Consider the following 23,377-nt stretch of genomic DNA (forward strand, 5'->3'; position numbering starts at 1 on the left):
GGGCCGGGGCCGGGCTGCGCGGCGCCAGTACCGAATCGACCAACCCGTATTCGACCGCGGCCGCCGCGGTGAACACCCGGTCGCGGTCGGTGTCGTGGCGCAGTTGCTCCGGGGTGCGTCCGGTGTGCCGGGACAGGATCGTCTCGATCTCGGCCCGCATCCGCACGAGCTCGTCGGCCTGCAGGATGAGGTCGGGAATGGCCCCCTGGCCGCGGGCCGCGGGCTGGTGCAGCACCACCCGGGCGTGCGGGAGCATCGACCGGTGGCCGGGCGCGCCACCGGCGAGCAGGACGGCGCCGACCGCGATGGCCTGACCGACACAGGTGGTGTGCACCGGAGCGCCGATGTGCTGGATGGTGTCGTAGACCGCCAGCATCGACGACAGGTCCCCGCCTTCGCAGTTGATGTAGAAGGCGATCTCCTGCCCCGGGCTCTCCGATTCCAGGTGCAGCAGCTGCGCGATGAGCGCGTTGGCGACACCGGAGTCGATGGGGGTGCCGAGGTAGACGATGCGTTCGGCGAGTAGATGTGAGTAGATATCGGTGATCCGCTCGCCGCGTGGATGCTGAGCGATCACATTGGGAATCGTGTAGGTGCTCATCGGGTCTCCCTGTATTCGGTGCGGCTTTCGTGGGCTCCGCTCACGCGGAGATCCCCACCCGTTGGCGCTGCGGGACGACCTGCGCGAAATCGCCGACGATATGGTCGATGAAGCCGTATTCCTTGGCCTGGGTGGCGCTGAACCAGCGGTCGTGCAGGGAATCCTCGTAGATTCGTTCGTAGGGCTGGCCGGTGTCCGCGGAGATCAGGCCGAGCACGGTTTCCACCGTGTAGCGCAGATCGTCGGCCTGTACCTCCACGTCCACCGCGGACCCGCCGATACCGGCCGAGCCCTGGTGCATCAGGATCCGGGCGTGCGGTAGCGCGAAACGTCGACCGGGGGTCCCCGAGGAGAGCAGGAACTGGCCGGCGCTGCAGGCCAATCCGAGGGCGAGCGTGGACACCGGGCTCGGTATCAGCCGCATGACATCGCGGATGGCCAGCATGGCCGGTACCGAACCGCCGGGCGAATGGATCCACAGGGAGATACCGGCCTCGTCGTCCTCGGCGGCGAGGGTGAGGAGCTGGGTCGCCAGCAGGGTGCCGTTGTCGTCGTCGAGCGGGCCGTCGAGAACGAGGATGCGGCGGGCCAGGAGCTGCTCGCGGGCACGCCAGCCGAACAGCGGGGATTTGTCGTCGTGAGCCATGGTCACCACGCTGCCGGAGCAGCCGGGTGAGCGGGAGCCCACGCTGCTGTCGGCAGATCTGCTCTCAGCAGCGCCGCCCGGAACCATCGGCCGATCGATACTCGAGCTTCACGCTGCGATACGTGGGCGAAACACAGCCTCCCTACCGTAATTCCTCGTATACGTCGCTGTATACAACGCCGAATACGAGCTAGTCAGCGGGCTGACCTTTCCTGAGTGGAGGCCGAACGGTCATGAATGCAGCCAGAACCGAACAACCCGGAAAATCCAGGAAAGGCGAGGTATCCCACGGCGCCCGCAACCGTCGGCGGGGCCGGCGCGCCCGCACCCTTCTGGCGCTGCCCGCCGCGGTGTGCGCGACCGCGCTGGCGGTCACCGCCTGCGGTAGTTCCGCCTCCGATCAGGCCGGCGCGAACACGACCTCCTGTGTCGACACCGCGGGCCCGAATATCAAGGTGGGCTCGCTGAACTCACTGTCGGGCACCATGGCCATCTCCGAGGTCACCGTGCGGGATTCGATCAGGCTCGCCGTCGACGAGATCAATGCCGCCGGCGGCGTCCTGGGCAAGCAGATCCAGCTGGTCGGCGAAGACGGCGCCTCCGAGCCCACGGTATTCGCGGAGAAGGCGGAGAAGCTGATCAGCAGCGACTGTGTGGCCGCGGTATTCGGCGGCTGGACCTCGTCCAGCCGTAAGGCCATGCTGCCGGTGTTCGAGGACCGCAACGCGCTGCTGTACTACCCGGTCCAGTACGAGGGCCTGGAATCGTCGAAGAACATCTTCTACACCGGCGCCACCACCAACCAGCAGATCGTGCCCGCCCTGGACTATCTGAAGGGCCGCGGCGTGAAATCGCTCTATCTGGTGGGCAGCGACTACGTCTTCCCGCAGACCGCCAACCGCATCATCAAGGCCTACGCCGAGGCCAACGGTATCGAGATCAAGGGCGAGGACTACACCCCGCTGGGCTCCACCGATTTCTCCACCATCGTCAACAAGGTGCGTTCCGCCGACGCCGACGCCGTGTTCAACACCCTCAACGGCGATTCCAATGTCGCCTTCTTCCGCGAGTACAAGAACGTGGGCCTGACCGCGCAGGATATGCCGGTGGTCTCGGTGTCCATCGCCGAGGAGGAGGTCGGCGGTATCGGCGTCCAGCACATCGCCGGCCAGCTGACCGCCTGGAACTACTACCAGACCGTCGACAATCCGCAGAACACCGCGTTCGTCAAGGCGTACAAGGCGAAATACGGCGCGAACAAGCCGACCTCCGACCCCATGGAAGCCGCCTACGTCTCGGTGTACCTGTGGAAGAACACCGTGGAGAAGGCGCAGTCCTTCGCGGTCGCCGATGTGCAGCAGGCGGCGGGCGGGGTCACGTTCGAAGGGCCCGAGGGCCTGGTGACCATCGACGGCGCGAACAACCACATCACCAAAACCGCCCGGATCGGGGAGATCCGCCCCGACGGCCTGATCTACAGCGTCTGGGATTCCGGCGAGGCCATCGAACCGGACCCGTACCTGTCGGGCTACCCGTGGGCCGAGGGACTCGGGGGCTGATCTCGTGGAAGCACTGGTCGGGCAGCTGTTCACCGGCTTGAGCCTGGGCTCCATCCTGCTGCTGGCGGCCCTGGGGCTGTCGCTGACCTTCGGTCAGATGGGCGTGATCAATATGGCCCACGGCGCGTTCATCATGGCCGGCTCCTACACCGCCTACACGGTGCAGGAGTACCTGGTCGCCGACGCCGAGGTCTCGCTGATCGTCTCGCTGCTCATCGGATTCGTGGTCGGCGGCCTCATGGGTGTCGCCCTCGAGGTGACGCTGATCAAACGGATGTACGACAGGCCACTGGACACCCTGCTGGTCACCTTCGGTGTCGGCTTGATCCTGCAGCAGGCGGCCCGCGACATCTTCGGCGCGCCCGCGGTTCGCGTGGTGACCCCGGAATGGCTCGGTGGCGGGGTGGAGATCCTGGGGGCCGTGGTGCCCAAGACGCGGATCTTCATCATGTTGCTCGCGGTGCTGTGTGTCACGGCCGTCGCGGTGACGATGAAATACACCGCGATGGGCCGGCGCATCCGGGCCGTGGTCCAGCATCGTGATCTCGCCGAAACCAGCGGAATCTCCAGCCGCGGCACCGATATCACGACGTTCTTCATCGGGTCCGGACTCGCCGGGGTGGCGGGTGTGGCGCTGACGCTGATCGGCTCCACCAGTTCCAATACCGGCGCCACCTATCTGGTGGACGCCTTCCTGGTGGTCGTCATCGGCGGGCTCGGGCAGATCCGCGGCGCGGTACTGGCCGCCGTCGCGCTGGGCCTGCTGAATTCGTTCATCGAATACAGCACCACGGCCTCGGTCGCGAAGGTGATCGTATTCGTCGTCATCGTGGTCTTCCTGCAGGTTCGCCCGCAGGGACTGTTCATGATCCGGTCGAGGAGTCTGGTATGAGGGAATTCCTGACCACCCGCTGGAAGGCCTATTCGGGTTTCGCGGTCGCCGCCGTACTGCTGTTCGCGGTGGCGCCCGCTCTGCTCTCGGACTTCCGGCTCAACCTGCTCGGCAAGTTCCTGTGCTTCGGCATCGTCGCGGTGGGTATCGGGTTGGCGTGGGGCCGGGGCGGCATGCTCACCCTCGGGCAGGGCGTGTTCTTCGGCCTCGGCGCCTACATCATGGCAATGCATCTCAAGATCTCCGACGCGCAGCTGCGCGGTGACGATGTCCCGGATTTCATGCAGATCGCCGGTATCCGCGAACTGCCCGGCTATTGGGTTCCGTTCGCCTCGCCGGTGCTGACGATCCTGGGCATTCTGATCGTGCCGCCGCTGGTGGCGGTACTGCTGGGGCTGGGCGTGTTCAAACGCAAGGTGAAGGGCGCCTATTTCGCGATCCTGTCGCAGGCGCTGGCCGCGGCCTTCGCCATCCTGCTGGTGGGTCAGCAGTCCACCGGCGGCAGCAACGGGCTCAACCGGTTCCGCAGTTTCTTCGGGCTGGCGCTGAACGACCCGGTGAACCGGCGGCTGCTGTTCTTCATCGCGGCCGCCACCCTGCTGGTGATCGTCGCGGCGACCCGGCAACTGATGTACAGCCGGTACGGCGAACTGCTGGTCGCGGTGCGCGATCAAGAGGAGCGCGTGCGCTTCCTCGGCTACGACCCGGCCAATGTGAAGGTGGTCGCCTACGCGGTCGCGGCGCTGTTCGCCGGTATCGCCGGTGCGCTGTTCGTGCCGATCGTCGGGATCATCTCCCCCGCCGATATCGGGATAGTGCCCTCCATCGCGTTCCTGACCGGCGTCGCCATCGGTGGACGTACCACCCTGCTCGGCCCGGTGCTCGGCGCGATCGCGGTGGCCTGGGCGCAAACCGGTCTGTCGGAGAACTTTCCCTCCGGCTGGGTGTACGCGCAGGGTTTCCTGTTCATCGTCGTGGTCGGGTTCTTCCCGGCGGGCCTGGCGGGCCTGGTCACGCTGCTGCGGCGGCGTACCCGCGGCGGCGACAAGACCCCGGTGCCGCCCGGGCCGGCACCGGAACCCGCGCCCGCTACCCCGGTAGGAGTGTCGTGATGACCGAGCAGGTAACAACGGCGGTCGCCCCGGTCGCCGGTGGTAACGCCGGAATGCACAGCGATTATCTCGAGGTGCGGGGGCTGAGCGTCGAATTCGACGGGTTCAAGGCCGTATCGAATGTGGACCTGACCCTGTTCCAGGGTGATCTACGGTTCCTCATCGGCCCCAACGGCGCCGGCAAAACCACCATGATCGACGCCATCACCGGTCTGGTCCCGGCCACCGGCTCGGTGCAGAAATCCGGGGTCGAACTGCTGGGCAAGAAGGTGCATCAGATCGCCCGGCTGGGCGTAGGCCGCACCTTCCAGACCGCGAGCGTGTTCGAGGAACTGTCGGTACTGCAGAACCTCGATATCGCGGCGGGCGCGGGCCGTTCGATCTGGACCATGCTGCGCCGCCGTCCGGCCGCGGTCTCCGCATCGATCGAACAGGCGCTGGAAACCATCGGTCTCACCGCGCTGCGCGACAAACCGGCCGGAACCCTGGCACACGGCCAGAAACAGTGGCTCGAGATCGGAATGCTGCTCGTCCAGGACGCGTCGGTCCTGCTGCTGGACGAACCGGTCGCCGGGATGAGCCAGGAGGAGCGCGAGGAAACCGGGCACCTGCTGCGCCGGATCGGTGGCGAACGCACCGTCGTGGTGGTCGAACACGATATGGACTTCATGCGCAGTTTCGCCACCTCGGTGACGGTGCTGGCCCGGGGGTCTGTCCTCGCCGAGGGAACGGTGGCCGAGGTGCAGGCGGATCCGGCCGTGCAGGAGGCGTATCTGGGGACCGCGGCGGCCGCCGAACAGGCCGGCGTGGGCGAACCGGATCCGGCGGCGGCCCGCCGTGACCACGCCGAGGTGCCGCCCGCGTCGAACGGTCACCGCGAATCGGCCGCACCCCGTGACCGCGCAGATTCCCCACGTACCGCTGACGAGAACGAAGGGTGACCGCGATGCTGGAACTCATCGACGTTCACGCCGGTTACGGCCGCACCGAGGTCGTACACGGGGCCGGAATCGAGGTACCCGCCGACGGTGTGGCCGCGATCATGGGACACAACGGCGCCGGGAAGACCACCCTGCTGCGTGCGGCGGTCGGTCTGGTACGTGCCCACCGCGGCACCATCCGTTTCGACGGGGCCGATATCACCGGGCTGCGGCCGAGCGCCCGGGTCAAGCGGGGATTGGCCTATGTGCCACAGGGGCAGCAGTGCTTCGGCCATCTCACCACCGCCGAGAATCTGCGGGTGGTGGCCGACGGCCGCACACGCGGCCGGGCTCTGATCGACGAACAGCTGGATCTGTTCCCCGCGCTGAAAGAGTTGCTCGACCGCCGGGCCGGGCTGCTCTCCGGTGGGCAGCGCCAGCAGCTGGCGATCGCCCGGGCGCTGATCACCGAACCGCGCATGCTGATCCTCGACGAACCCACCGAGGGCATCCAGCCGTCGGTGGTCGCCGAGATCGAGAACACCATCACCGAGCTGGTGGCACGCGGCGGTCTCGGGGTGCTGCTGGTGGAACAGCACATCGGTTTCGCACTGCGGGCCGCGAGCCGGTACTACGTACTGGAGAGCGGCCGGGTCACCTCTACCGGGGCAGGCGGGGCCGCGGCGGTGGAAACCGTTCGCGCCGCCATGACTCTCTAGGCTGCGCGTCGTGACCGAACCACGGAGCAAACGCGAATCACGCAGCGACACTGTGTACAAGGCACTGCGCGACGAACTCATGACCGGTGCGCTGGCGCCGCAGGAGCGGCTCGGCGAGGAACGGCTGGCCGAACGCTACGGTGTCTCGCGCACCCCGGTGCGCGAGGCGCTGGCCCGGTTGCAGGCCGACGGTCTGGTGGAACGCCACGACGCCGGACTTTTCCCGTACCGGCCGCGCCTGGACACCCTGGGCGACTACTACGAGCTGCGGATCACCCTGGAGGTCCAGGGCATCGCCCGCGTGCTCGACGATCCGGACCTCGGCCACGACCGGGCCGTGCTCGGACCCGAGATCGACCGCTGGCGCGCCTTCCGCACCGCACCCCCGGACCCGGACGCCGGTTTCGTGGCCGCCGACGAACAGTTCCACACCGTCCTGCTCGACTCCTCCGGCAACCACGCCCTCACCGAGGCCTTGACCACGGTGAACGCCCGGATACGCCCCGTCCGGATGTTCGACTACCTCACCCCCGACCGCATGCTCGCGACCATCGAGGAACATATCGCCATCGGCGAGGCCGTCCTCGACCGAGATCTCACCGGGGCCCGCGAGCAGCTCCTCGCCCATATCGACCAGTCCCGCCGCGTGGTGGCCGACCGCGCCGGTCAGGTGCTCCAGCTGACCCGCATGGCCCGCGCGACCAAGACCTGAAAGACCGGCTACTCCGGTAGCCGCACTGTCCACGCCGAGAGGATCGACCGTGACCGAGACCGCCCCGCAGTTGTATACGCCACTGCATACGCCGCTGCCCGAATGCCTGCTGATCGCCAACCGCGGTGAGATCGCCTGCCGCATCCTGCGGACCGCCCGGCGGCTGGGGATCGAGACGGTCGCGGTGTTCTCCGATGCCGATGAGGGGGCACGGCATGTGCGGATGGCCGATCGCGCGGTCCGGCTCGGCCCCGCCCCGGCCGCCGAGTCGTATCTGCGCGCGGACGCGGTGATCGAGGCGGCGCTGTCCACCGGCGCCACCGCCGTGCACCCCGGCTACGGGTTCCTCTCCGAGAACGCGGATTTCGCCGCGGAGGTGGAGGCCGCGGGGATAGCGTTCGTGGGCCCGGCGGCCGAGCATCTGCGGCTCTTCGGCGACAAGCACAGTGCCCGCCGGGCCGCCGCGGCGGCGGGGGTTCCGCTGGTCGCCGGCAGCGGTCTGCTCACCGGGCTCGACGAAGCGCTGGCGGAGGCCGAGCGGATCGGGTATCCGGTGATGCTCAAGGCGGCCGGGGGCGGCGGCGGTATCGGGATGGCCGCGTGCGCGAACCCGGGCGAACTCACCGGCGCCTATCAGCGAGTCATCCGGTTGGCGCAGAACAATTTCGGTTCCTCCGCGGTGTATCTGGAGCGGTTCGTCGCCCGGGCCCGCCACGTGGAGGTGCAGATCTTCGGCGACGGACGCGGGCGCGCGGTATCACTGGGCACCCGCGACTGCAGTCTGCAACGGCGTAACCAGAAGGTCATCGAGGAGGCGCCCGCCCCCGGTCTGCCCTACACCGTGAGCGAACAACTGCTCGTATCGAGCCGGAAATTGCTCGGTGATGTCGGATATCGCTCCGCCGGGACGGTCGAGTTCATCTACGACGTCGACCGGGGGGAGGCGTCGTTCCTCGAGGTGAACACCCGATTGCAGGTGGAGCATCCGGTCACCGAGGCGGTCACCGGCGTGGACATCGTCGAATGGATGCTGCGGCTGGCCGGCGGCGACTCCGCGTTCCTCGACGAGATCCCCGACGCCGGCCCGCCGATCACCGGATACGCGGTGGAGGCCCGCGTCTATGCCGAGGACCCCGGTAACGACTACCGGCCCGGCGCGGGCACCCTCACCGGTGTCGAGATCCCCGCCGCGCCGGCCCGGGTGGAGACCTGGGTCGAGACGGGTACCGAGATCAGCCCTTACTACGACCCGCTGATCGCCAAGATCATCACCGCCGGCGAGAGCCGGCCCGAGGCCCTGCACCGGCTGCGCGCCGCGCTCGACGAAACCCGCATGTTCGGTATCACCACCAACCTGCCCCAGCTGCGCGCCGCCGCCACCAGCTCCCCCATGCTCGATGCCCGGCACACCACCGCCACCCTGGGCAGCCTGGCCACCATCCGGCCCCGCCTGGAGATCCTGCGCGCCGGGGTCTCCACCACCATCCAGGACTTTCCCGGCCGCCTGGGACTCTGGAACGTCGGTATCCCGCCGTCGGGGGCCTTCGACGATCTCTCCTTCCGGCTGGCCAACCACGCCGTCGGGAACTCGCTGGGCGAGAACGGCCTCGAGGCCACACTGCTGGGTCCGCGGATCCGCTGCACCGACACCACCGTCGTCTGCGTGACCGGCGCCGCAGCCCCCGTCACCGTGGACGATCGGCCGGTCCCGATGTGGGAGCCGGTCACCGTCCCCGCCGGTTCGGTCCTCGATATCGGCGCGCCCCACGACACCGGACTGCGCACCTATCTCGCCGTCCGCGGTGGCATCCTCGCCCCCGACTACCACGGCAGCGCCGCGACCTTCACCCTCGGCGGGTTCGGCGGCATCACCGGCCGCGCCGTCGCCACCGGCGATATTCTCGGCCTCAAACCGGACGCCGGTGGTCTGCTGGAACCCACCCCGATCCCGGCCGGCGAACGCCCCGAATTCGGCCACACCTGGTACGTCGCGGTCGGCGAGGGCCCCCAGCCCGCCCCGGACTACTTCACGGCCGCCGATATCGCACAGTTCTACGACGCCACCTGGCAGGTGCAGGCCCACGCCAACCGCACCGGCCTGCGCCTGGCCGGCCCGAAACCGACCTGGTCGCGCACCGACGGCGGCGATGCCGGCCTGCACCCCTCCAACCTGCACGACTGCCCGTACAGCGTGGGCGCGCTCAATCTCTCCGGCGACACCCCGATCCTGCTCGGCCCCGACGGTCCCAGCCTGGGCGGTTTCGCCTGCCCGCTCACCGTGGTCTCCGCGCACCGCTGGAAACTCGGTCAGATGCGTCCCGGCGACCAGGTGCGTTTCGTCCCGGTCGCCGACGACTGCACCGGCGCGTTGCGTTCCTCCTCCGCGCTGCGCGGCCGCGGCCGCCCCGCCGCCGATCTCCTCGGGTCCCGGGAGCGGGACAACGGCGTGCTGGGCCGCCGCGACGCCGGGACCGGCACGCCCGAGGTGAAATACCTGCGCGGCGCGGACGACAACGTGCTGATCGAATACGGCCCGATGGAACTCGATCTGGGTCTGCGCATGCGCGTGCACGCCCTGAGCGAACGCCTCGAACAGGCGTCGATCCCCGGCCTGATCGATATCACCCCCGGGGTGCGCTCGCTGCACCTGCACTTCGATCCGGAGGTCATCGATCAGCGCACCGTCGTCCGGCTGCTCGGCGAACTCGAGGACGATATCCCCGATACCGCGGCTCTGCGAGTCCCGAGCCGCCATATCGAACTGCCGCTGTCCTTCGACGACCCCACCATCGGGCAGGCCATCGAACGCTACGGTCGCGGTGTCCGCTCCGAAGCTCCCTGGTTACCGTCGAATATCGAGTTCATCCGCCGGATCAACGGTTTGGACAGTGTCGACGAGGTGCGCGATATCGTCTTCGACGCCCAGTACATGGTGCTCGGTCTCGGCGACGTCTATCTCGGCGCACCACTGGCCGTCCCGCTCGACCCCCGCCACCGGCTGGTGACCACCAAGTACAACCCCGCCCGCACCTGGACCCCGTCCGACGCGGTGGGTATCGGCGGTAAATACCTCTGTGTCTACGGGATGGAATCCCCCGGCGGCTACCAGCTCGTCGGCCGCACCGTCCCGATCTGGTCCGGTTACCGCCAGCGCGCGCCCTTCGAAGCCGGGAAGCCCTGGCTGTTCCGGTTCTTCGACCGCATCAGCTGGTATCCGGTCTCGGCCGACGAGCTGCTGGACCTGCGCGCCGAGATGGCGGCGGGCCGCTACGAGATGCGCACGAGCGTCGGTGAATTCGCCATGGCCGATCATCTCGGGTTCCTGCGGGACAACGCGGCCGATATCGCCGCCACCGAGGCACACCGGCAGGTCGCGTTCACCGCCGAACGGCAGCGCTGGGAGGCCAGTGGCGAATTGAGCGCTCCGGCCGAGGTCGCCGCCGAACCCGAACCCACCGAAGAGCTCGAACTGCCCGCGGACGCCCATGTCGTCGCGGCGCCCATGATGGCCAATGTCTGGCGGGTCGAGGTCGCCGCGGGCGAGCACGTCGAGGCCGGCACTACTCTGCTGGTGCTGGAGGCCATGAAGATGGAGCTGCCGGTGGTCGCCGAGGTCTCGGGCACCGTGCATACGATCACCGTCGCGGCAGGCGACCAAGTCACCACCGGCGCACCTCTGGTCGCCATCGAAACCGAAGGAGTGGCATGACCATGGAGCAACTACCGCTAGCCGAACCGGCGACGGATACGCCGATCGGCGTGGCCACCAAGGTCGCCCGCGCCTACCGCACCATCCGCGAGCACGACCGTCCGGAGATCTGGATCACCCTGCGCGCCGAGGTCGAGGTCGCGGCCGAGGCCGCCGCGCTCGACGCCCGCCTCGCGCAGGGTGAGCGGTTGCCGCTGGCCGGGGTGCTTCTCGCGGTGAAGGACAATATCGATATCGCCGGAATCCCCACCACCTGCGCCTGTCCCGGTTTCGCCACCACGCCGCAGCACACTGCTCCCGCTGTGGCCCGGCTGATCGACCAGGGCGCCCTCGTCCTCGGCAAAACCAATCTCGACCAGTTCGCCACCGGCCTGGTGGGCACCCGCAGCCCGTACGGGGCGGTCCGCAACGCCCTGTTCCCCGACCGCGTTTCCGGCGGCAGCAGTTCCGGCTCGGCCGTCGCTGTCGCCCTCGGCATGGTCGACGCGGCGCTGGGCACCGATACGGCGGGATCCGGGCGGGTACCGGCCGCCCTCAACGGGATCGTCGGCATCAAACCGACCCTCGGCCTGGTCTCCACCACCGGTGTCACGCCCGCCTGCCCCGACTACGACGCGGTCACCGTTTTCGCCCGCGACCTGACCCTCGCCACCGAGGTGACCGCCGCCATGATCGGCCCCGACCCCGCCGACCCCCGTTCCCGCGCCTGGCCCGTCGACACCCCCCTGGGCGCGCCCGCCCGGGCCACCCTCGCGGTCCCCGCCGATCACGATCTGTCCGCCCTGTCCCCCGCCTACCGGGCCGCCTTCGACGCCACGGTCGCGCGCTGGCGGGCCGGCGGCGGCGAGGTCGCCACGGTCGATATCGGCGAACTGCTCGACGCCGCGAAACTCCTCTACGACGGTGCCATCGTGGCCCAGCGCTATGCCGCGATGGGGGAATTCCTCGCCGGCGAACCGGAGGGCGCCGACCCGGTGGTCGCGGGAATCGTCGCGGGCGCGGCGCGGCCCGCCGCCCACGAATACGTCACCGATCTGGGTCGGCTCGCCGCCGCGGCCGCCGCCGCGCGCCGGTTGTTCGCCGAGTACCCCGCCCTGCTCCTGCCCACCACCACCGAGCATCCGACCATTGCGGCGGTCACCGCCGAACCGCTGGCGATCAACAGCCGGATGGGCACTTTCACCAATTTCTGCAACCTCCTCGACCTGGCCGCGGTCGCGATCCCGGGTGAGAAGACCGCGACGGGCGACCCGTTCGGCGTCATGCTGGTGACCCCGGCATTCGCCGACCAGGTGGGTATCGAACTGGCCGCCCGGCTGCTGGACACCCCCGCCCCGCTGCTCACCGGCACCGGCACCGACCTCCTCGTCGTCGGCGCCCATCTGCGCGGCCTGCCCCTGCACCACCAGCTGGAACAGGCGCGGGCCCGATTCCTCGGCGAAGTGACCACCGCGGCGGCGTACCGCATGGTCGCGCTGCCGGCCGAGCCACCCAAACCCGGCATGCTCCGGGTCGGCGCGGAGTCCGGCCGCGCGCTGCCCGGCGAGCTGTACCGGCTCTCCCCCGCCGCCCTCGGAACCTTTCTGAGCAACCTGCCCGCGCCCATGACGCTGGGAAAGGTGGAGCTGGAGGACGGGCGCTGGGTCACCGGATTCGCCTGTGACTACGAATCCGCCCGCGAGGCAATGGATATCACCGAATACGGAGGGTGGCGCAACTACCTGAACGCCGGTCGCTGACCCCTCCGCCCGAGACCCCGTGCGGCCTGTCCAACCGCACGGCGTCACCCGGCCGTTCCCGATGAGGGTTGCAGGGCAGCCTGCGGAGCAGGAACGGCCGGGTGGCCATCGGCCACCCGTGATACGAACGAACGCGGGTCACCGCACTGCCGTACCGGTGACCTGCGGCGTACTCGCTCACCACACGTAATCCCCAGTGCTGGACTATGATTCGCATTGGTAATGATCTGACGAAGCGGGAGGGATTCGTTGTGCCGGAGCGCGCCGTGCCACCGCCGCCGCCGCCCGGCCCGTCCCTCCCCTGCGACCATGTACCCGCCCGCGATCTCCCCCGACGTGTGACGAACCGGCCGGGTACACCGATGTTCCGGCTCTCCGGTCGACGTCCCGAATCCCGTCCCCGGGACACCCGCCGGTGCGGCGAGCGCACCCGGGGCGCGTCGCCGCTCCTGTTCACTCGCCGGGTATCCACGCGGCATCCGGCCCGTCAGGCGCGCGAGGTCGCTCGGATTCGCGGCTCCCGGCCGGGCGGCCCTCGATTATCGACGGCCGGTGCCCCCGTCACCGCGTGGAGCCCCGGCCCGACTCACCGGTGACGAAACGGCCGGTTGCCGTCTGCCCTGTCCGTCGTCACCCGGACCGCCCCGTGATCGTTCCGCTTCGCCGAACACCGCACGGAAGACATGCTCGCGCTTGCGGCCGTCGTCGCGTTGCCGTGCGCGGGAACCATCCGTACCCGGGGCCTTCGACCGAACCATCGATCCGCTTTGGAGTACGTGACCATGTCGATTCCGTCCACGCGTCCGGCCGACCAGGGGTCGCCGCTCGCCCCCGGCGGCGAGCGGGTGCCGCTCTACGCACCCGAGTTCGCCGCCGACCCCGGCGGTGCGTACCGGGAGATGCGGCGCCGGTACGGCGCACTGGTGCCGGTGGATCTGGCCCCGGGCGTCCCCGCGACACTCGTCGTCGGGTATCGCCACGCCCTGCGCATCCTGCACGACCCCGAACACTTCCCGGCCGACCCGCGCCGCTGGCAGGAGACCGTGCCCCCGGATTGTCCTCTGCTACCGATGATGGAGTACCGGCCCAATGCCCTGCGTTCGGCCGGTGCGGAGCACGCCCGCCTGCGCGCGCCCATTGTCGCCGGGCTCGAGGCGGTGGATCTGCATCAGCTGCGTGCCACCATCGAACGGCTGGCGATCCCGCTGATCAACGATTTCTGCGAGATCGGCACGGCGGACCTGCGCACGGAATACGCGTTTCCACTGACCTTCGCCACGCTGACCGAATTGATGGGTCTCTCACCGAAAGCCGGGCACACCGCGTTCGAGGGGATGGCGGCGATTCTGGACGCCACCTCCGCGGAGAGCGCCGCCGCGGGAAATATGCGTTTCGCCGGGGCCCTGATGGAGGTGGTCGGGCAGAAGCGCAGCTGCCCGGCCCGGGATGTGACCTCCTGGATGATGCGGCACGAATCCCGGCTCGACGATATGGAGATGGTGCAGCAGGCGGCCCTGGTGTACGCCGCCGGTACCGAGCCCACCACCTCGCTGATCACCACCACCCTGCGGCTCATACTCATCGACGAGCGGTTCGGCAGTCATATGCTCGGCGGTTCGCTGTCGACCCGCGACGCCATCGACGAGGCGCTTTTCACCGACCCACCGCTGCCGAATTTCTGCACCTCCTATCCGCGCCGGCCGGTCCTCATCGGTAACACCTGGCTGCCGGCCGATCAGCCGGTGGTGATCAGCATCGCCGCCTGCAATACCGATCCGCGGATCGGCAGCGGCGAACGTATCGGCAATCGCTCCCATCTCGCCTGGGGCCAGGGCAGTCACGCCTGCACAGCCGAGAACATCGCGCGCATCATCGCCGGTGAGGCGGTGGATCAGTTGCTCGACGCCCTGCCGGAAATCGAACTCGCCGTCCCCGCCGAGGACCTCACCTGGCGCCCGGGTCTGTTCCAGCGCGCCCTGAGTTCACTTCCCGTGCAGTTCCCCCCGTCCGCTCCCCTGACCCCCATGACAGGAGCACCCCGATGACCCAGGAGCAGTCGCAGACCGAACCACTGGTAGTCGACCCCGCCGGCGCCGATTTCCACACCGAGATCCACCGGATCCGGGCCCGGGGCCGGATGGCCCGGATCGAACTTCCCGGCGGCGTGCCCGCCTGGTCGGTGGTCGATGCCGAGTTGCTGGAGAAGCTGTTCACCGATCCCCGGGTCTCCAAGGACGCCCACCGGCACTGGCCCGCCATGCACACCGGCGAGATCCCGCAGGACTGGGTGATGTGGCCGTGGGTCGCCGTATCCAATCTGCTCACCGCCTACGGTGACGATCACCGTAGGCTGCGGAAACTGGTGGCTCCCGCGTTCACCCACCGCCGCACGCAGTCGCTGCGGCCCCGGATCGAGGCCATCACCGAGGAGTTGCTCGACGATATCGGCACCACTCCGGCCGATCGGCCCGTCGACCTGCGTGACCGTTTCGCCTGCGCCCTCCCGATCAGGGTGATCGGCGAACTGATGGGTGTGCCCGCCGAATTGTCCGCCGCCCTGCGCACCTACGCCGGCGGCACCCTCGACACCACCCTCACACCGGAGCAGGCGCAGGCCGATTTCGCCGGTCTCTACACGACCCTGCACGAACTCCTGGACTACAAGCGCCGCAACCCCGGTGACGATCTCACCACCGTCCTCATGACCACCCACGACGAGGACGGGTCGAAACTCGGCGAACAGGAACTGGGCGACACCCTGCTGCTGATCATCGTCGCAGGCCACGAGACCACGGCCAATCTCCTCGATCACGCCGTCTATGCCCTGCTCACCCATCCCGAGCACCGCGCCGCCGCGTTCGGCGGGCAACTCGACTGGGCCGAGATCATCGAGGAGACCCTGCGCTGGGAACCCCCGATCGCCCATATGCCGATGCGTTTCGCACTCACCGATATCGATCTGCCCGGCGGCTACCGCATCGCCGAGGGTGAGGCCATTCTGGCCGGGCTGGCCGGTGCCGGCCGGGACCCGCGGGTCCACGCCGACCGTCCCGACACCTTCGACCCGACCCGGCAGTCCAAGGATCACATGGCCTTCGGCCACGGCGTACACCACTGTCTCGGCGCCCCGCTGGCCCGGCTCGAGGCTGCGGTCGCGCTGCCCGCCCTGTTCGCGCGCTTCCCGGAGATGCGGCTGGCCGTCGACCCCGGCGCCCTCGGCAATGTCCCCAGCCTGGTCACCAATGGACATCGCACCCTCCCGGTCATGATCTGAGCAGGACCCCAAGACTTAGGATTGACTAACCTAAGAGCGATCGCTAGCGTTTCGCATTACCCGAGTGGGTGGCGCCTCCGCGTCCACCCATCCGGGCTGCGCCGGCGGACGAGGTACGCACCACCGCGGACACCGCCCCGGTCGCATCGGTTCGCCGGTTGGTCTTAGAAGGGGCCGTCATGTCCAAGTTCATCAGAATCGCCGCTGTCTGTATTCTCACCGCGCTCATGGGATTCGGCCTCGCGCATCCCGCGTCGGCCGATGTCTCCATCCGGGACTCCAAGGCCGCGGATCTCTACATCCGCGACGAAGTCCCGACCCTGACACAGCTCGAGAAACAGTTCGCCGCGTTCTGGAACCCGAATATCGGCATGGACCCCAAGGTCGAGGTGACCTTCAACGGTCCCGCCGCCCGCCCGGCACTCGAGCGGGTCATGGAGACCAGCAAGACCATGGACTTCTTCTCCATCCAGGGCCGCGCTCTCGCCCCGATCAATATCTCCGGCAATACGATGACGGTCAATGTGCACGGCGTGATGGCCGGTTTCCCGGCGACCAGCAGCGTGTACTACTACATCCGGGAAAACGGCCTGTGGAAGTACGATTTCAAGGCCATCTGCGCGGATATCCAGTGCCAGGGCAACCCTGATTTCGGGTACTGAGCCGCGGATACGCCCGCCGGAGCGGCAGGCCCGACGGGTATTCGGCTCGGGGCCGCCACTTCGCGCGGGCGTGTACGCCTCGCATTCCCGAAACGACCTCCGGGGCTCGAATTCCCGGCGGTAACCCGTACCAGCCACCCAGGATTCCCTATGATCAGCGTTCGTGGCGTTTCCAAACGCTTCGGCGAGAAACTCGCCGTCGACAACGTCACCTTCGAGGCCGAGCAGGGCTCGATAACCTATTTGCTCGGACCGAACGGCGCCGGGAAAACCACGGTGATGCGGATGATCGCCGGTCTGACCCGCACCGGTTCCGGCACGATTTCGGTGAACGGCAGCGGACTGCGCGATTTCCGCGACACCATCAGCGAAATCGGTTTCGGTCTGGGCGCTTTCGCCCGCAATCCCGGCCACACCGCCGAACAACACCTCCGCTGGCAGGCCCGGCTGGGCGGCCTGGCCACCTCGGAAATCGGCCCCGTCCTGGACCGGGTCGGCCTCGATCGGGTCGCGAAACGCCCCGTCGGCAAATTCTCCTACGGCATGCTGCAACGTCTGGGTATCGCCTCGGCCCTCCTCGGTGATCCGAAAACGCTGGTCCTCGACGAACCGGCCAACGGGCTCGATATCGAAGGCATCATCTGGCTGCGCGAACTACTCCTCGGCCTGGCCGCCGAAGGCAAATGCCTGCTTGTGGCCTCCCACAACCTCACCGAAGTAGAGATCACCGGCAGCCGCGTGGTCATCATGGGCAAGGGCAGGGTCCTGTCCGATACGAGCAAGGACGAATTGGTGACGGCAGGCTCCGGACCCCGTCCTCTCGAATCGGCCTACGTCGAGATCACCAAGGACAGTGTCGAATACGCCGCCACCGGAGGGACGCGATAATGCTCGCCACCTATATCCTCCGAGCCGTCCGCAGCGAACTCGCCAAACTCTCCTGGCGCAGCCCGGCCTGGTACGCCGTCGTCCCCCTCGCCGTGGTGATCCCCTTCGGCCTCAACTTCGGTATCGCCACCGCCAGTCGATCCAATATTCTCGACGGCGCCGGCGGTATGGATACGAACAACGCGGCCTACTGGATCCTCGTCTTCTCGTCCTTCATCCTCATGGCGGGCGGAGTCTCCTCGCTGTGCGCGGAATTCAAGGACAACACAGTCGAAACGGTTTTCGGCATCCAGACCCGCCGCTGGATCCTGCCGATCGCGAAACTGATCGTCTTCGGTGTGATCGCCGCCGCCACCGCGGCCGCCGCCACCTTCCTCATCCTGTGGGCCTTCCCGCGGCTGTTTCCCGAGATCTGGGGCAAGGTCGAGGTGTTCTCGGGTGACGGGGTGAAACTGCTGATCGGGGTTCCGCTCTACACACTCCTGATCGCCGCACTCGGATTGGGAATCGCCGCGCTGGTCCCGAAACCGGGCCTGGTGGTCATGATCGTGCTGCTGTGGAAATTCGGGATCGAGGTCTTCGTGACCTTCGTACCCGGCGACTTCGGCGTGACCCTGCAACAGCTGTCGCCGTTCAAGAACGGGGAGCTCGGAGTGGGTCAGTTGACGACCATCGAGAGTCTGTTCGGCGGGGAGAGCGGATCGCTGCTCTACTTCGCGGTGGTCTGTGTGACGATCTTCGCGATCGGCACGATTCGGCTCGCCCGCACCGACAGCACGGGTCACTAGCGCCGCATAACGCCCTTACGGCACCGAAGTGGTGTCGGTCGGCACTCGCCCGGCGCCGCACCGCTTCGTCCACCCACTGTCTTCGCGCGGTGTGGATACTGAGTCCGTGAGTCGAGCTGACACCACGGGCGCAGTTGGTCACCACAGGCGTCGACCCCGGAGGTAGCGCGTACGCGACCATGAAACGGTCCCGTCCACCACCGACTTCCCGCGGCGACCCCTCTGTAATAAGGGCATGACTACAGCGTTGACCGACCGGGAGCCGCTCGAACGCGGCTCCCGGACTCGGCGCAAGGGCATTCTCTGGTTCCTCGTGCTCGCGTTCGCGGGAGCGTGGATTCCGTGGGGCATCGCCGGGGCGGCCGGGTACACCCTCGATAATCCGGTCATCCAATTACTGACCGGCGCTTTCGTCCCGGCCCTCGCCGCGGTCTGCACCCGGCGGTGGATCACCCGCGAGGGTTTCGCCGATGCCGGTCTGCGGCTGCGGCTCGACAGCCAGTGGCGCTCGTACCTGATCGCCGCCCTGCTCCCGCTCGGCGTTCTCGCTGTCGCGCTCGGGATCGCGGTGGCGCTGGGAATGTGGCGTCCCGAAGTCGGAGACTTCGATTCCGGCCATGTGCTGTTCCTGGCGCTCGCGCCGATCATCCCGGTCGTGGCCGCGCCGATCTTCTTCGGTGAGGAATTCGGCTGGACGACCTATCTACGCGATCGTCTCGTTCCCGGTCGTCCCGTGCTCACCACCTTCGCGACGGGCGTGATCTGGGGGGTGTGGCATTGGCCCCTGCCCTGGGTGGGGTATCTGGGCGCGGGCGGTTCCGCCGCCGACGCGTTCATCGCCATGCTGCTGTGGTTGCCGCTGTCGATCGAACTCGAATTCGTGATCGGCTGGCTGTGGGTGCGCAGCGGTTCGGTGTGGCCTCCGGCCCTACTACACGGCGGAAGCAACCTCGTACTGGCGCTGGGACTGGAACTGTTCGCCGGTACCGCCGACCCCTCCGGCGCCGCCACTACGCTGCTGATGTGCGCAGCATATTCGCCCGTGGTCGCGTGGATCGTCATGGCGACGAAGCGCGGCGGCCCGCGGAGCGCGCAACCGGCGACGACGGCAGGAGTCCGGCAGTGACCGCGATGGGGTCCGCACTCCGGACAGGCCCGCGCTTCTTCGTCTCCCGTCGGCCGTGGTTCGCGCTGCTCTCCGTGCTCTGCGGTGGCGTCCTCGCGGCGGCCACGATGGCCGGTGTCGTGCCGGTGATACTGCTCGGTGTGACCCGCGATCTGCGGTCCGCCCTGTGGGAGCCGATGCTGCGACTCCAGTGCGCCCGGCTCCGGCTCGTCGACCCCGGTACCGCGGACCACGCCGCGGCCCGGGTGCGGACCGCCGCGGCCGAGCGCCGGTTACCCACCGCCCGGCACGCCACTTATCTCCTCGCCGCCACCGTGTTCGGCGGTGCCGTGTGCGGCCTGGCGGTGTTCGCCTTCACCCTCGTCGCGGTCCTGCTCGCCGCGCCGCTCCTCGTCCGGACCGATTACTTCGACCTCGGCCCCTGGGTGGTCGACGAACCGGCGGAAGCATGGATCTGCACAGGCGCGGGGTTCGTCGCCGCAGTCCTACTACTGGTACTTCTCAGCGCCTGGTCGGCGCTCGAAGCGCTGGTGGCCCGGACCCTGCTGGCCCCCGACACCGACCGTTGGCGGCGCGAAGCGGTCCGCATCGAGAACTCCCGCTCCGCGCTGCTGGAAGCCGAGGGGTTCGAGCGCGACCTCCTCGAATCCGAACTACACGACCGTGTCCAGCATCGGCTCGTCGCCCTGTCGATGACCCTCGGCCTGGCCGAATCGCAGGACGCGAACGGACCCGCCGGCCGCGTCGCCGCCGAAGCCCACCGGCAGGTCGACGAAACCCTGAGCGAACTGCGGGCCGTCCTGCGCGGGTTCTCGCCGCGGGTCCTCACCGAACGCGGCTTGGAGCCGGCGCTGATCGATCTCGCGGCGGACCTACCGCTCGATATCCACATCGACCTCGACAATGCGTCCGGCCCGGCCAACCGGCTACCACCGGCAGTCGAGCACATGTCCTACGTCTTCGCCGCCGAATCCCTCACCAATATCGCCAGGCACACCGACGCCACCCGAGTCGACCTCCACGGCACCCGCACCGGTACACAGTGGATTGTGAGCATCACCGACAACGGACCGGGCGGCGCCCACATCGTGGACGGCCACGGCCTCGACCGCCTGCAACGCCGCCTCGCGGCCCTGGACGGACAACTGACGGTGTCCAGCCCACCCGGCGGACCGACCACCATCCGGATGGAGTGCACAGTGTGACAGCCCCACCTTCCCGACTACGGATCGTGCTGGCCGAGGACAGCCCGCTGCTACGCGCCGGGCTGGAGAGTGTGCTCGCCTCGGCGGGGCACGAGGTGAGCGCGGCAGTCGGCGACGCACCGGGTCTCCTCCACGCCTATACGGCCTACACGCCGGACCTGGTGATCACCGACGTACGGATGCCGCCGAACGGCACGGATGACGGTCTCCGCGCCGCCGCCGAACTCCGCCGCCGCGATCCACGTCTGCCGTTAGTGGTTCTGTCACAGTACGTTTCGGTTGCCTATCTTGACGACATACTCGGTGACGACTCGACCGCCGGTGTGGGATACCTACTGAAAGAGCGCGTGGGACACGTGCGGCAGTTCCTCGACACCATCTCCCGGGTCGCCGCAGGCGAAACGATTGTTGATCCCGAGGTCGTCCGAGCCCTCGTCAAGTCGAGCCGGCACCGCACTCCCCTGGCCGACCTCACCGCTCGTGAACGGGAAGTGCTCGCACTGGTGGCGGAGGGCAAGACGAATTCCGGTATAGCGGAAATCCTGACGGTTTCGGAAGCCGCCGTACGCAAACACATCGGTTCGATATTCGCGAAGCTTCCCTTGCACGGCGGTGATCGACGAGTTCAGGCGACGCTCATCTATCTACGGTCACTCGGCCGGCCCCCGGCCCCCTGACCACGAGAATGTCCGCCCCCAGCGGTTCACATGCAGTCACACGCGGCACGCGAACCAACTCGTGCGCCGTGGCCAGCTAGAGAATCCAGCATCATAGTCAGCCACGAGACGATCGGGCCTGTCAGAATCCATTCGTGGACATCAGTGCTGAAACCATCCTGCGACAGGCAATTTTCGACCATCTCGAGGAGATGGCCCGCGATACCGGGGTCGTCACTCGTGAGCAACTTTCGAGGTTCACTGTCGATGGAGAGGTGCATCGCCTGATAGACCACAGTCGCGGTATTCGGAACCCCGCCGCCATGCACGGGACATTGTCGATACTGTCGGACCCGAAGGGGAAATATACGGACGAGGATGTGACCGAATCACTGTTTGCCTACGCGTACCGCGAGGGAAGCACTGCCGGCGACAACAAGAAGCTCCGCCGAGCCTATGAACTCCGGCTGCCGTTCATCCTGCTCCGAAAAATCGAGCCGGGACTCTTCGTACCGATCTTCCCCGTCTACGCAGTGGCCGACGATCAGGCGAACAGGCGGTTCCTCATCGCGCTCGACGAAACGCTGCTCTCCGTGGACGACCCCCTCCGTCTTCATCCGGTGGAGAAGAAGTACGTAGAGAGGATCACCAAACAGCGCCTACATCAGCCTGAGTTCCGAGGGAGAGTCCTGCACGCATACAGCGGTCAGTGCACGGTGTGCAATTTGAAGCACGGTCCCCTGCTCGATGCAGCGCACATCATCTCCGATGCGAAACCGCATGGGAGCGCTGAGGTCAGTAACGGCCTGAGTCTCTGCAAAATCCATCACGCAGCCTACGATCGCAACTACTTGGGAATCTCTCCGAACTATCAGGTGGTAATCAACCGAGATCTTCTCGAAGAAGAAGATGGCCCGATGTTGAAACACGGGCTACAAGAGATGCACGGTAGGGCAATTTCCCTTCCGCATAGGTCCGTCGACAAGCCCTCGCGAGATAGATTGGCGGAAAGGTACGCAGAGTTCACAAACTCGGCGTAGCCGTCGACCGAATCGAACGTGGAGCTCCGGCCGTGACGGAAGCCCGGGCCAACAGAAGGGAAGGTTGGCTGGAGGTCACCGGCTTCCGGGGCGTGCAGGTTCAGCGGTCCAGGTAGAGGCGTTCACATGGGAGACGTGGGAGGTCGGCCGGATCCTCACAGAGTACGGAAGCTGTGTGGTTGCCGTGGTGCGCGGCCCACTCCTGTAGAAAGCACTCGGCGGCGCTGGGGTGGGCTCGGTAGTCGAGGCGGAGGCCGTCGAGGAAGACCATGAGGTGGACATCGGCGGCGAACTGTTGGTCTGCGTGGGTGTTCATGACCGCGCCTGGGTGAGAACAGTCAGCAGCCGTTGAAGCATCGCGGGGGATGGGCACGTGCTCGAACTGGTCGGCCCGATTAGTGGGTAGGTGAGGCCGCGAGAGGCAGCGCGCTCGCGGAGGCTGCGGGTGGCGGGGACGAGCTTGCCGGCCGTTACCAGGAGGGCGAAAGCGGCGGCTTTACGGGGGCAGTCCAAGAGATTGCAGTCCAGGTGGGTTTGCATGATGTGGTGCGCATCGGCGATGTGCAGTCGAGTGTCAGGTTCGCTGTGCCAGAACTCTGGCAACCAGACGGGTTCATGGGGAACGTCATGTGGATTCGTGCCGATTTTCATCCAGATCTGCCCTGGACACACCGTCATGAGGTCGCAGGTCTCACAGACTCGACCCGGGTGGTTTTCGAGATGCGCGAGGTCCGGGATGATCAGCGTCGTTGTGCCGGTCGCGCGAACGATCTCGAGGACGTGACCGATGGCGTCCGGAACGGAGTCGGGGCCGAGTCGGACTATGTAGACCAGCGTGTGATGTTGCCGTCGCGCGAGTCGACGGATAGCTTCCGTGTCGCGCGCCTCATAGGGCGAGAGATCGGTTCGGAGATAGCCGATCGCGCGAGGTCGATGCAGGCGTTGTTTTTCATTCACCGGACGTAACGTCATCTTTTCTTTCCTCTTCGGAGATGGCGATTTGACCGGTGACCGCGCATGACAATTGCTGCCGGCACGACAATGCGATTCCGGAAGCTTTCCTGAATGTTCTCATTGAAAGTATCTGGGCTGGGTATTTATTCGGATTCGCGGCCATCGGGTGGATACA

At 67.5% G+C, this 23,377-nt stretch carries 21 protein-coding genes; 17 read left to right on the plus strand and 4 right to left on the minus strand.

Translation table 11 applies throughout. The features are described 5' to 3' along the window. Positions 1-601 (minus strand): ClpP family protease (locus ON38_RS17615; protein ID WP_039825923.1); only part of this gene is annotated, 601 nt, incomplete at its 3' end. A gap of 40 nt (positions 602-641) precedes the next feature. Continuing rightward, on the minus strand, positions 642-1,247 hold the full coding sequence (locus tag ON38_RS17620) for a ClpP family protease (RefSeq protein ID WP_039825924.1): 606 nt from the start codon (positions 1,245-1,247) through the stop codon (positions 642-644). A gap of 233 nt (positions 1,248-1,480) precedes the next feature. Here ON38_RS17620 and urtA point away from each other — a divergent pair, with 233 nt between their 5' ends. The 17 genes from urtA to ON38_RS17705 all read left to right on the plus strand — a co-directional run bounded on the left by urtA (position 1,481) and on the right by ON38_RS17705 (position 22,248). Next, positions 1,481-2,806, plus strand: coding sequence for an urea ABC transporter substrate-binding protein (gene urtA / locus ON38_RS17625; protein ID WP_083872761.1), 1,326 nt, complete (start codon positions 1,481-1,483; stop codon positions 2,804-2,806). A gap of 4 nt (positions 2,807-2,810) precedes the next feature. Continuing rightward, positions 2,811-3,698 carry an urea ABC transporter permease subunit UrtB gene (gene urtB, locus ON38_RS17630; protein ID WP_039825925.1) on the plus strand — a complete coding sequence of 296 codons (888 nt, stop codon included), beginning with the start codon at positions 2,811-2,813 and terminating at the stop codon, positions 3,696-3,698. Next, complete coding sequence (gene urtC / locus ON38_RS17635) at positions 3,695-4,810, plus strand: urea ABC transporter permease subunit UrtC (RefSeq protein ID WP_039825926.1); 1,116 nt, start codon at positions 3,695-3,697, stop codon at positions 4,808-4,810. Before urtB ends, urtC begins: the two co-directional genes overlap by 4 nt. Next, entirely contained in the window at positions 4,810-5,751 is a 942-nt protein-coding gene (gene urtD / locus ON38_RS17640) for an urea ABC transporter ATP-binding protein UrtD (protein WP_083872762.1), read from the plus strand. Before urtC ends, urtD begins: the two co-directional genes overlap by 1 nt. 5 nt (positions 5,752-5,756) lie before the next feature. Beyond that, on the plus strand, positions 5,757-6,449 hold the full coding sequence (gene urtE, locus ON38_RS17645) for an urea ABC transporter ATP-binding subunit UrtE (RefSeq protein WP_039825964.1): 693 nt from the start codon (positions 5,757-5,759) through the stop codon (positions 6,447-6,449). 10 nt (positions 6,450-6,459) lie between these two features. Further along, the gene (locus ON38_RS17650; RefSeq protein ID WP_039825927.1) at positions 6,460-7,161 is read left to right on the plus strand and encodes a GntR family transcriptional regulator; all 702 of its coding nucleotides are present in this window, start codon (positions 6,460-6,462) and stop codon (positions 7,159-7,161) included. Between the two features lie 49 nt (positions 7,162-7,210). Then, positions 7,211-10,870, plus strand: a complete 3,660-nt coding sequence (gene uca / locus ON38_RS17655; protein WP_245564084.1) for an urea carboxylase — start codon at positions 7,211-7,213, stop codon at positions 10,868-10,870. Between the two features lie 2 nt (positions 10,871-10,872). Further along, the gene (gene atzF, locus ON38_RS17660) at positions 10,873-12,609 is read left to right on the plus strand and encodes an allophanate hydrolase (RefSeq protein WP_245564090.1); all 1,737 of its coding nucleotides are present in this window, start codon (positions 10,873-10,875) and stop codon (positions 12,607-12,609) included. A 782-nt stretch (positions 12,610-13,391) separates the two neighbouring features. Beyond that, complete coding sequence (locus tag ON38_RS17665; RefSeq protein ID WP_039825928.1) at positions 13,392-14,654, plus strand: cytochrome P450 family protein; 1,263 nt, start codon at positions 13,392-13,394, stop codon at positions 14,652-14,654. Then, positions 14,651-15,883: a cytochrome P450 family protein gene (locus ON38_RS17670; protein ID WP_039825929.1), complete on the plus strand. Its 1,233-nt coding sequence runs from the start codon at positions 14,651-14,653 to the stop codon at positions 15,881-15,883. The genes ON38_RS17665 and ON38_RS17670 overlap by 4 nt, the downstream gene beginning before the upstream one ends. A gap of 179 nt (positions 15,884-16,062) precedes the next feature. Beyond that, positions 16,063-16,545 (plus strand): MTB12 C-terminal domain-containing protein, encoded by a 483-nt coding sequence (locus tag ON38_RS17675; RefSeq protein ID WP_039825930.1) that lies wholly within the window; start codon positions 16,063-16,065, stop codon positions 16,543-16,545. Positions 16,546-16,695: 150 nt separating this feature from the next. Beyond that, complete coding sequence (locus ON38_RS17680; RefSeq protein WP_039825931.1) at positions 16,696-17,433, plus strand: ABC transporter ATP-binding protein; 738 nt, start codon at positions 16,696-16,698, stop codon at positions 17,431-17,433. Continuing rightward, positions 17,433-18,221, plus strand: coding sequence for an ABC transporter permease (locus tag ON38_RS17685; RefSeq protein WP_039825932.1), 789 nt, complete (start codon positions 17,433-17,435; stop codon positions 18,219-18,221). The genes ON38_RS17680 and ON38_RS17685 overlap by 1 nt, the downstream gene beginning before the upstream one ends. A gap of 235 nt (positions 18,222-18,456) precedes the next feature. Beyond that, entirely contained in the window at positions 18,457-19,347 is an 891-nt protein-coding gene (locus ON38_RS17690) for a CPBP family intramembrane glutamic endopeptidase (protein ID WP_051164908.1), read from the plus strand. Between the two features lie 5 nt (positions 19,348-19,352). After that, complete coding sequence (locus ON38_RS17695) at positions 19,353-20,552, plus strand: sensor histidine kinase (protein ID WP_039825968.1); 1,200 nt, start codon at positions 19,353-19,355, stop codon at positions 20,550-20,552. Further along, positions 20,549-21,229 (plus strand): response regulator transcription factor, encoded by a 681-nt coding sequence (locus tag ON38_RS17700; protein WP_039825933.1) that lies wholly within the window; start codon positions 20,549-20,551, stop codon positions 21,227-21,229. The genes ON38_RS17695 and ON38_RS17700 overlap by 4 nt, the downstream gene beginning before the upstream one ends. 134 nt (positions 21,230-21,363) lie before the next feature. Then, complete coding sequence (locus tag ON38_RS17705; RefSeq protein WP_039825934.1) at positions 21,364-22,248, plus strand: HNH endonuclease; 885 nt, start codon at positions 21,364-21,366, stop codon at positions 22,246-22,248. A gap of 100 nt (positions 22,249-22,348) precedes the next feature. On the opposite strand, the gene ON38_RS17710 is transcribed toward ON38_RS17705, so the two are convergent. Further along, complete coding sequence (locus ON38_RS17710; protein ID WP_039825935.1) at positions 22,349-22,564, minus strand: hypothetical protein; 216 nt, start codon at positions 22,562-22,564, stop codon at positions 22,349-22,351. Further along, positions 22,561-23,220 (minus strand): hypothetical protein, encoded by a 660-nt coding sequence (locus ON38_RS36095; RefSeq protein ID WP_157181798.1) that lies wholly within the window; start codon positions 23,218-23,220, stop codon positions 22,561-22,563. The genes ON38_RS17710 and ON38_RS36095 overlap by 4 nt, the downstream gene beginning before the upstream one ends. Between the last annotated feature and the right edge of the window lie 157 nt (positions 23,221-23,377).

The sequence above is a fragment of the Nocardia testacea NBRC 100365 genome (genome assembly GCF_000308775.1).
In the GTDB taxonomy this organism is placed as follows: Bacteria; Actinomycetota; Actinomycetes; order Mycobacteriales; family Mycobacteriaceae; genus Nocardia; species Nocardia testacea.

What these genes read in the sequence shown, in the direction of transcription:
- ON38_RS17620 (WP_039825924.1), bottom strand. Translation starts at nt 1,247, where the DNA reads ATGGCTCACGACGACAAATCCCCGCTGTTCGGCTGGCGTGCCCGCGAG.
- urtA (WP_083872761.1), top strand. Translation starts at nt 1,481, where the DNA reads ATGAATGCAGCCAGAACCGAACAACCCGGAAAATCCAGGAAAGGCGAG.
- urtC (WP_039825926.1), top strand. Translation starts at nt 3,695, where the DNA reads ATGAGGGAATTCCTGACCACCCGCTGGAAGGCCTATTCGGGTTTCGCG.
- urtD (WP_083872762.1), top strand. Translation starts at nt 4,810, where the DNA reads ATGACCGAGCAGGTAACAACGGCGGTCGCCCCGGTCGCCGGTGGTAAC.
- urtE (WP_039825964.1), top strand. Translation starts at nt 5,757, where the DNA reads ATGCTGGAACTCATCGACGTTCACGCCGGTTACGGCCGCACCGAGGTC.
- atzF (WP_245564090.1), top strand. Translation starts at nt 10,873, where the DNA reads ATGGAGCAACTACCGCTAGCCGAACCGGCGACGGATACGCCGATCGGC.
- ON38_RS17665 (WP_039825928.1), top strand. Translation starts at nt 13,392, where the DNA reads ATGTCGATTCCGTCCACGCGTCCGGCCGACCAGGGGTCGCCGCTCGCC.
- ON38_RS17670 (WP_039825929.1), top strand. Translation starts at nt 14,651, where the DNA reads ATGACCCAGGAGCAGTCGCAGACCGAACCACTGGTAGTCGACCCCGCC.
- ON38_RS17675 (WP_039825930.1), top strand. Translation starts at nt 16,063, where the DNA reads ATGTCCAAGTTCATCAGAATCGCCGCTGTCTGTATTCTCACCGCGCTC.
- ON38_RS17680 (WP_039825931.1), top strand. Translation starts at nt 16,696, where the DNA reads ATGATCAGCGTTCGTGGCGTTTCCAAACGCTTCGGCGAGAAACTCGCC.
- ON38_RS17685 (WP_039825932.1), top strand. Translation starts at nt 17,433, where the DNA reads ATGCTCGCCACCTATATCCTCCGAGCCGTCCGCAGCGAACTCGCCAAA.
- ON38_RS17690 (WP_051164908.1), top strand. Translation starts at nt 18,457, where the DNA reads ATGACTACAGCGTTGACCGACCGGGAGCCGCTCGAACGCGGCTCCCGG.
- ON38_RS17695 (WP_039825968.1), top strand. Translation starts at nt 19,353, where the DNA reads ATGGGGTCCGCACTCCGGACAGGCCCGCGCTTCTTCGTCTCCCGTCGG.
- ON38_RS17710 (WP_039825935.1), bottom strand. Translation starts at nt 22,564, where the DNA reads ATGAACACCCACGCAGACCAACAGTTCGCCGCCGATGTCCACCTCATG.
- ON38_RS36095 (WP_157181798.1), bottom strand. Translation starts at nt 23,220, where the DNA reads ATGACGTTACGTCCGGTGAATGAAAAACAACGCCTGCATCGACCTCGC.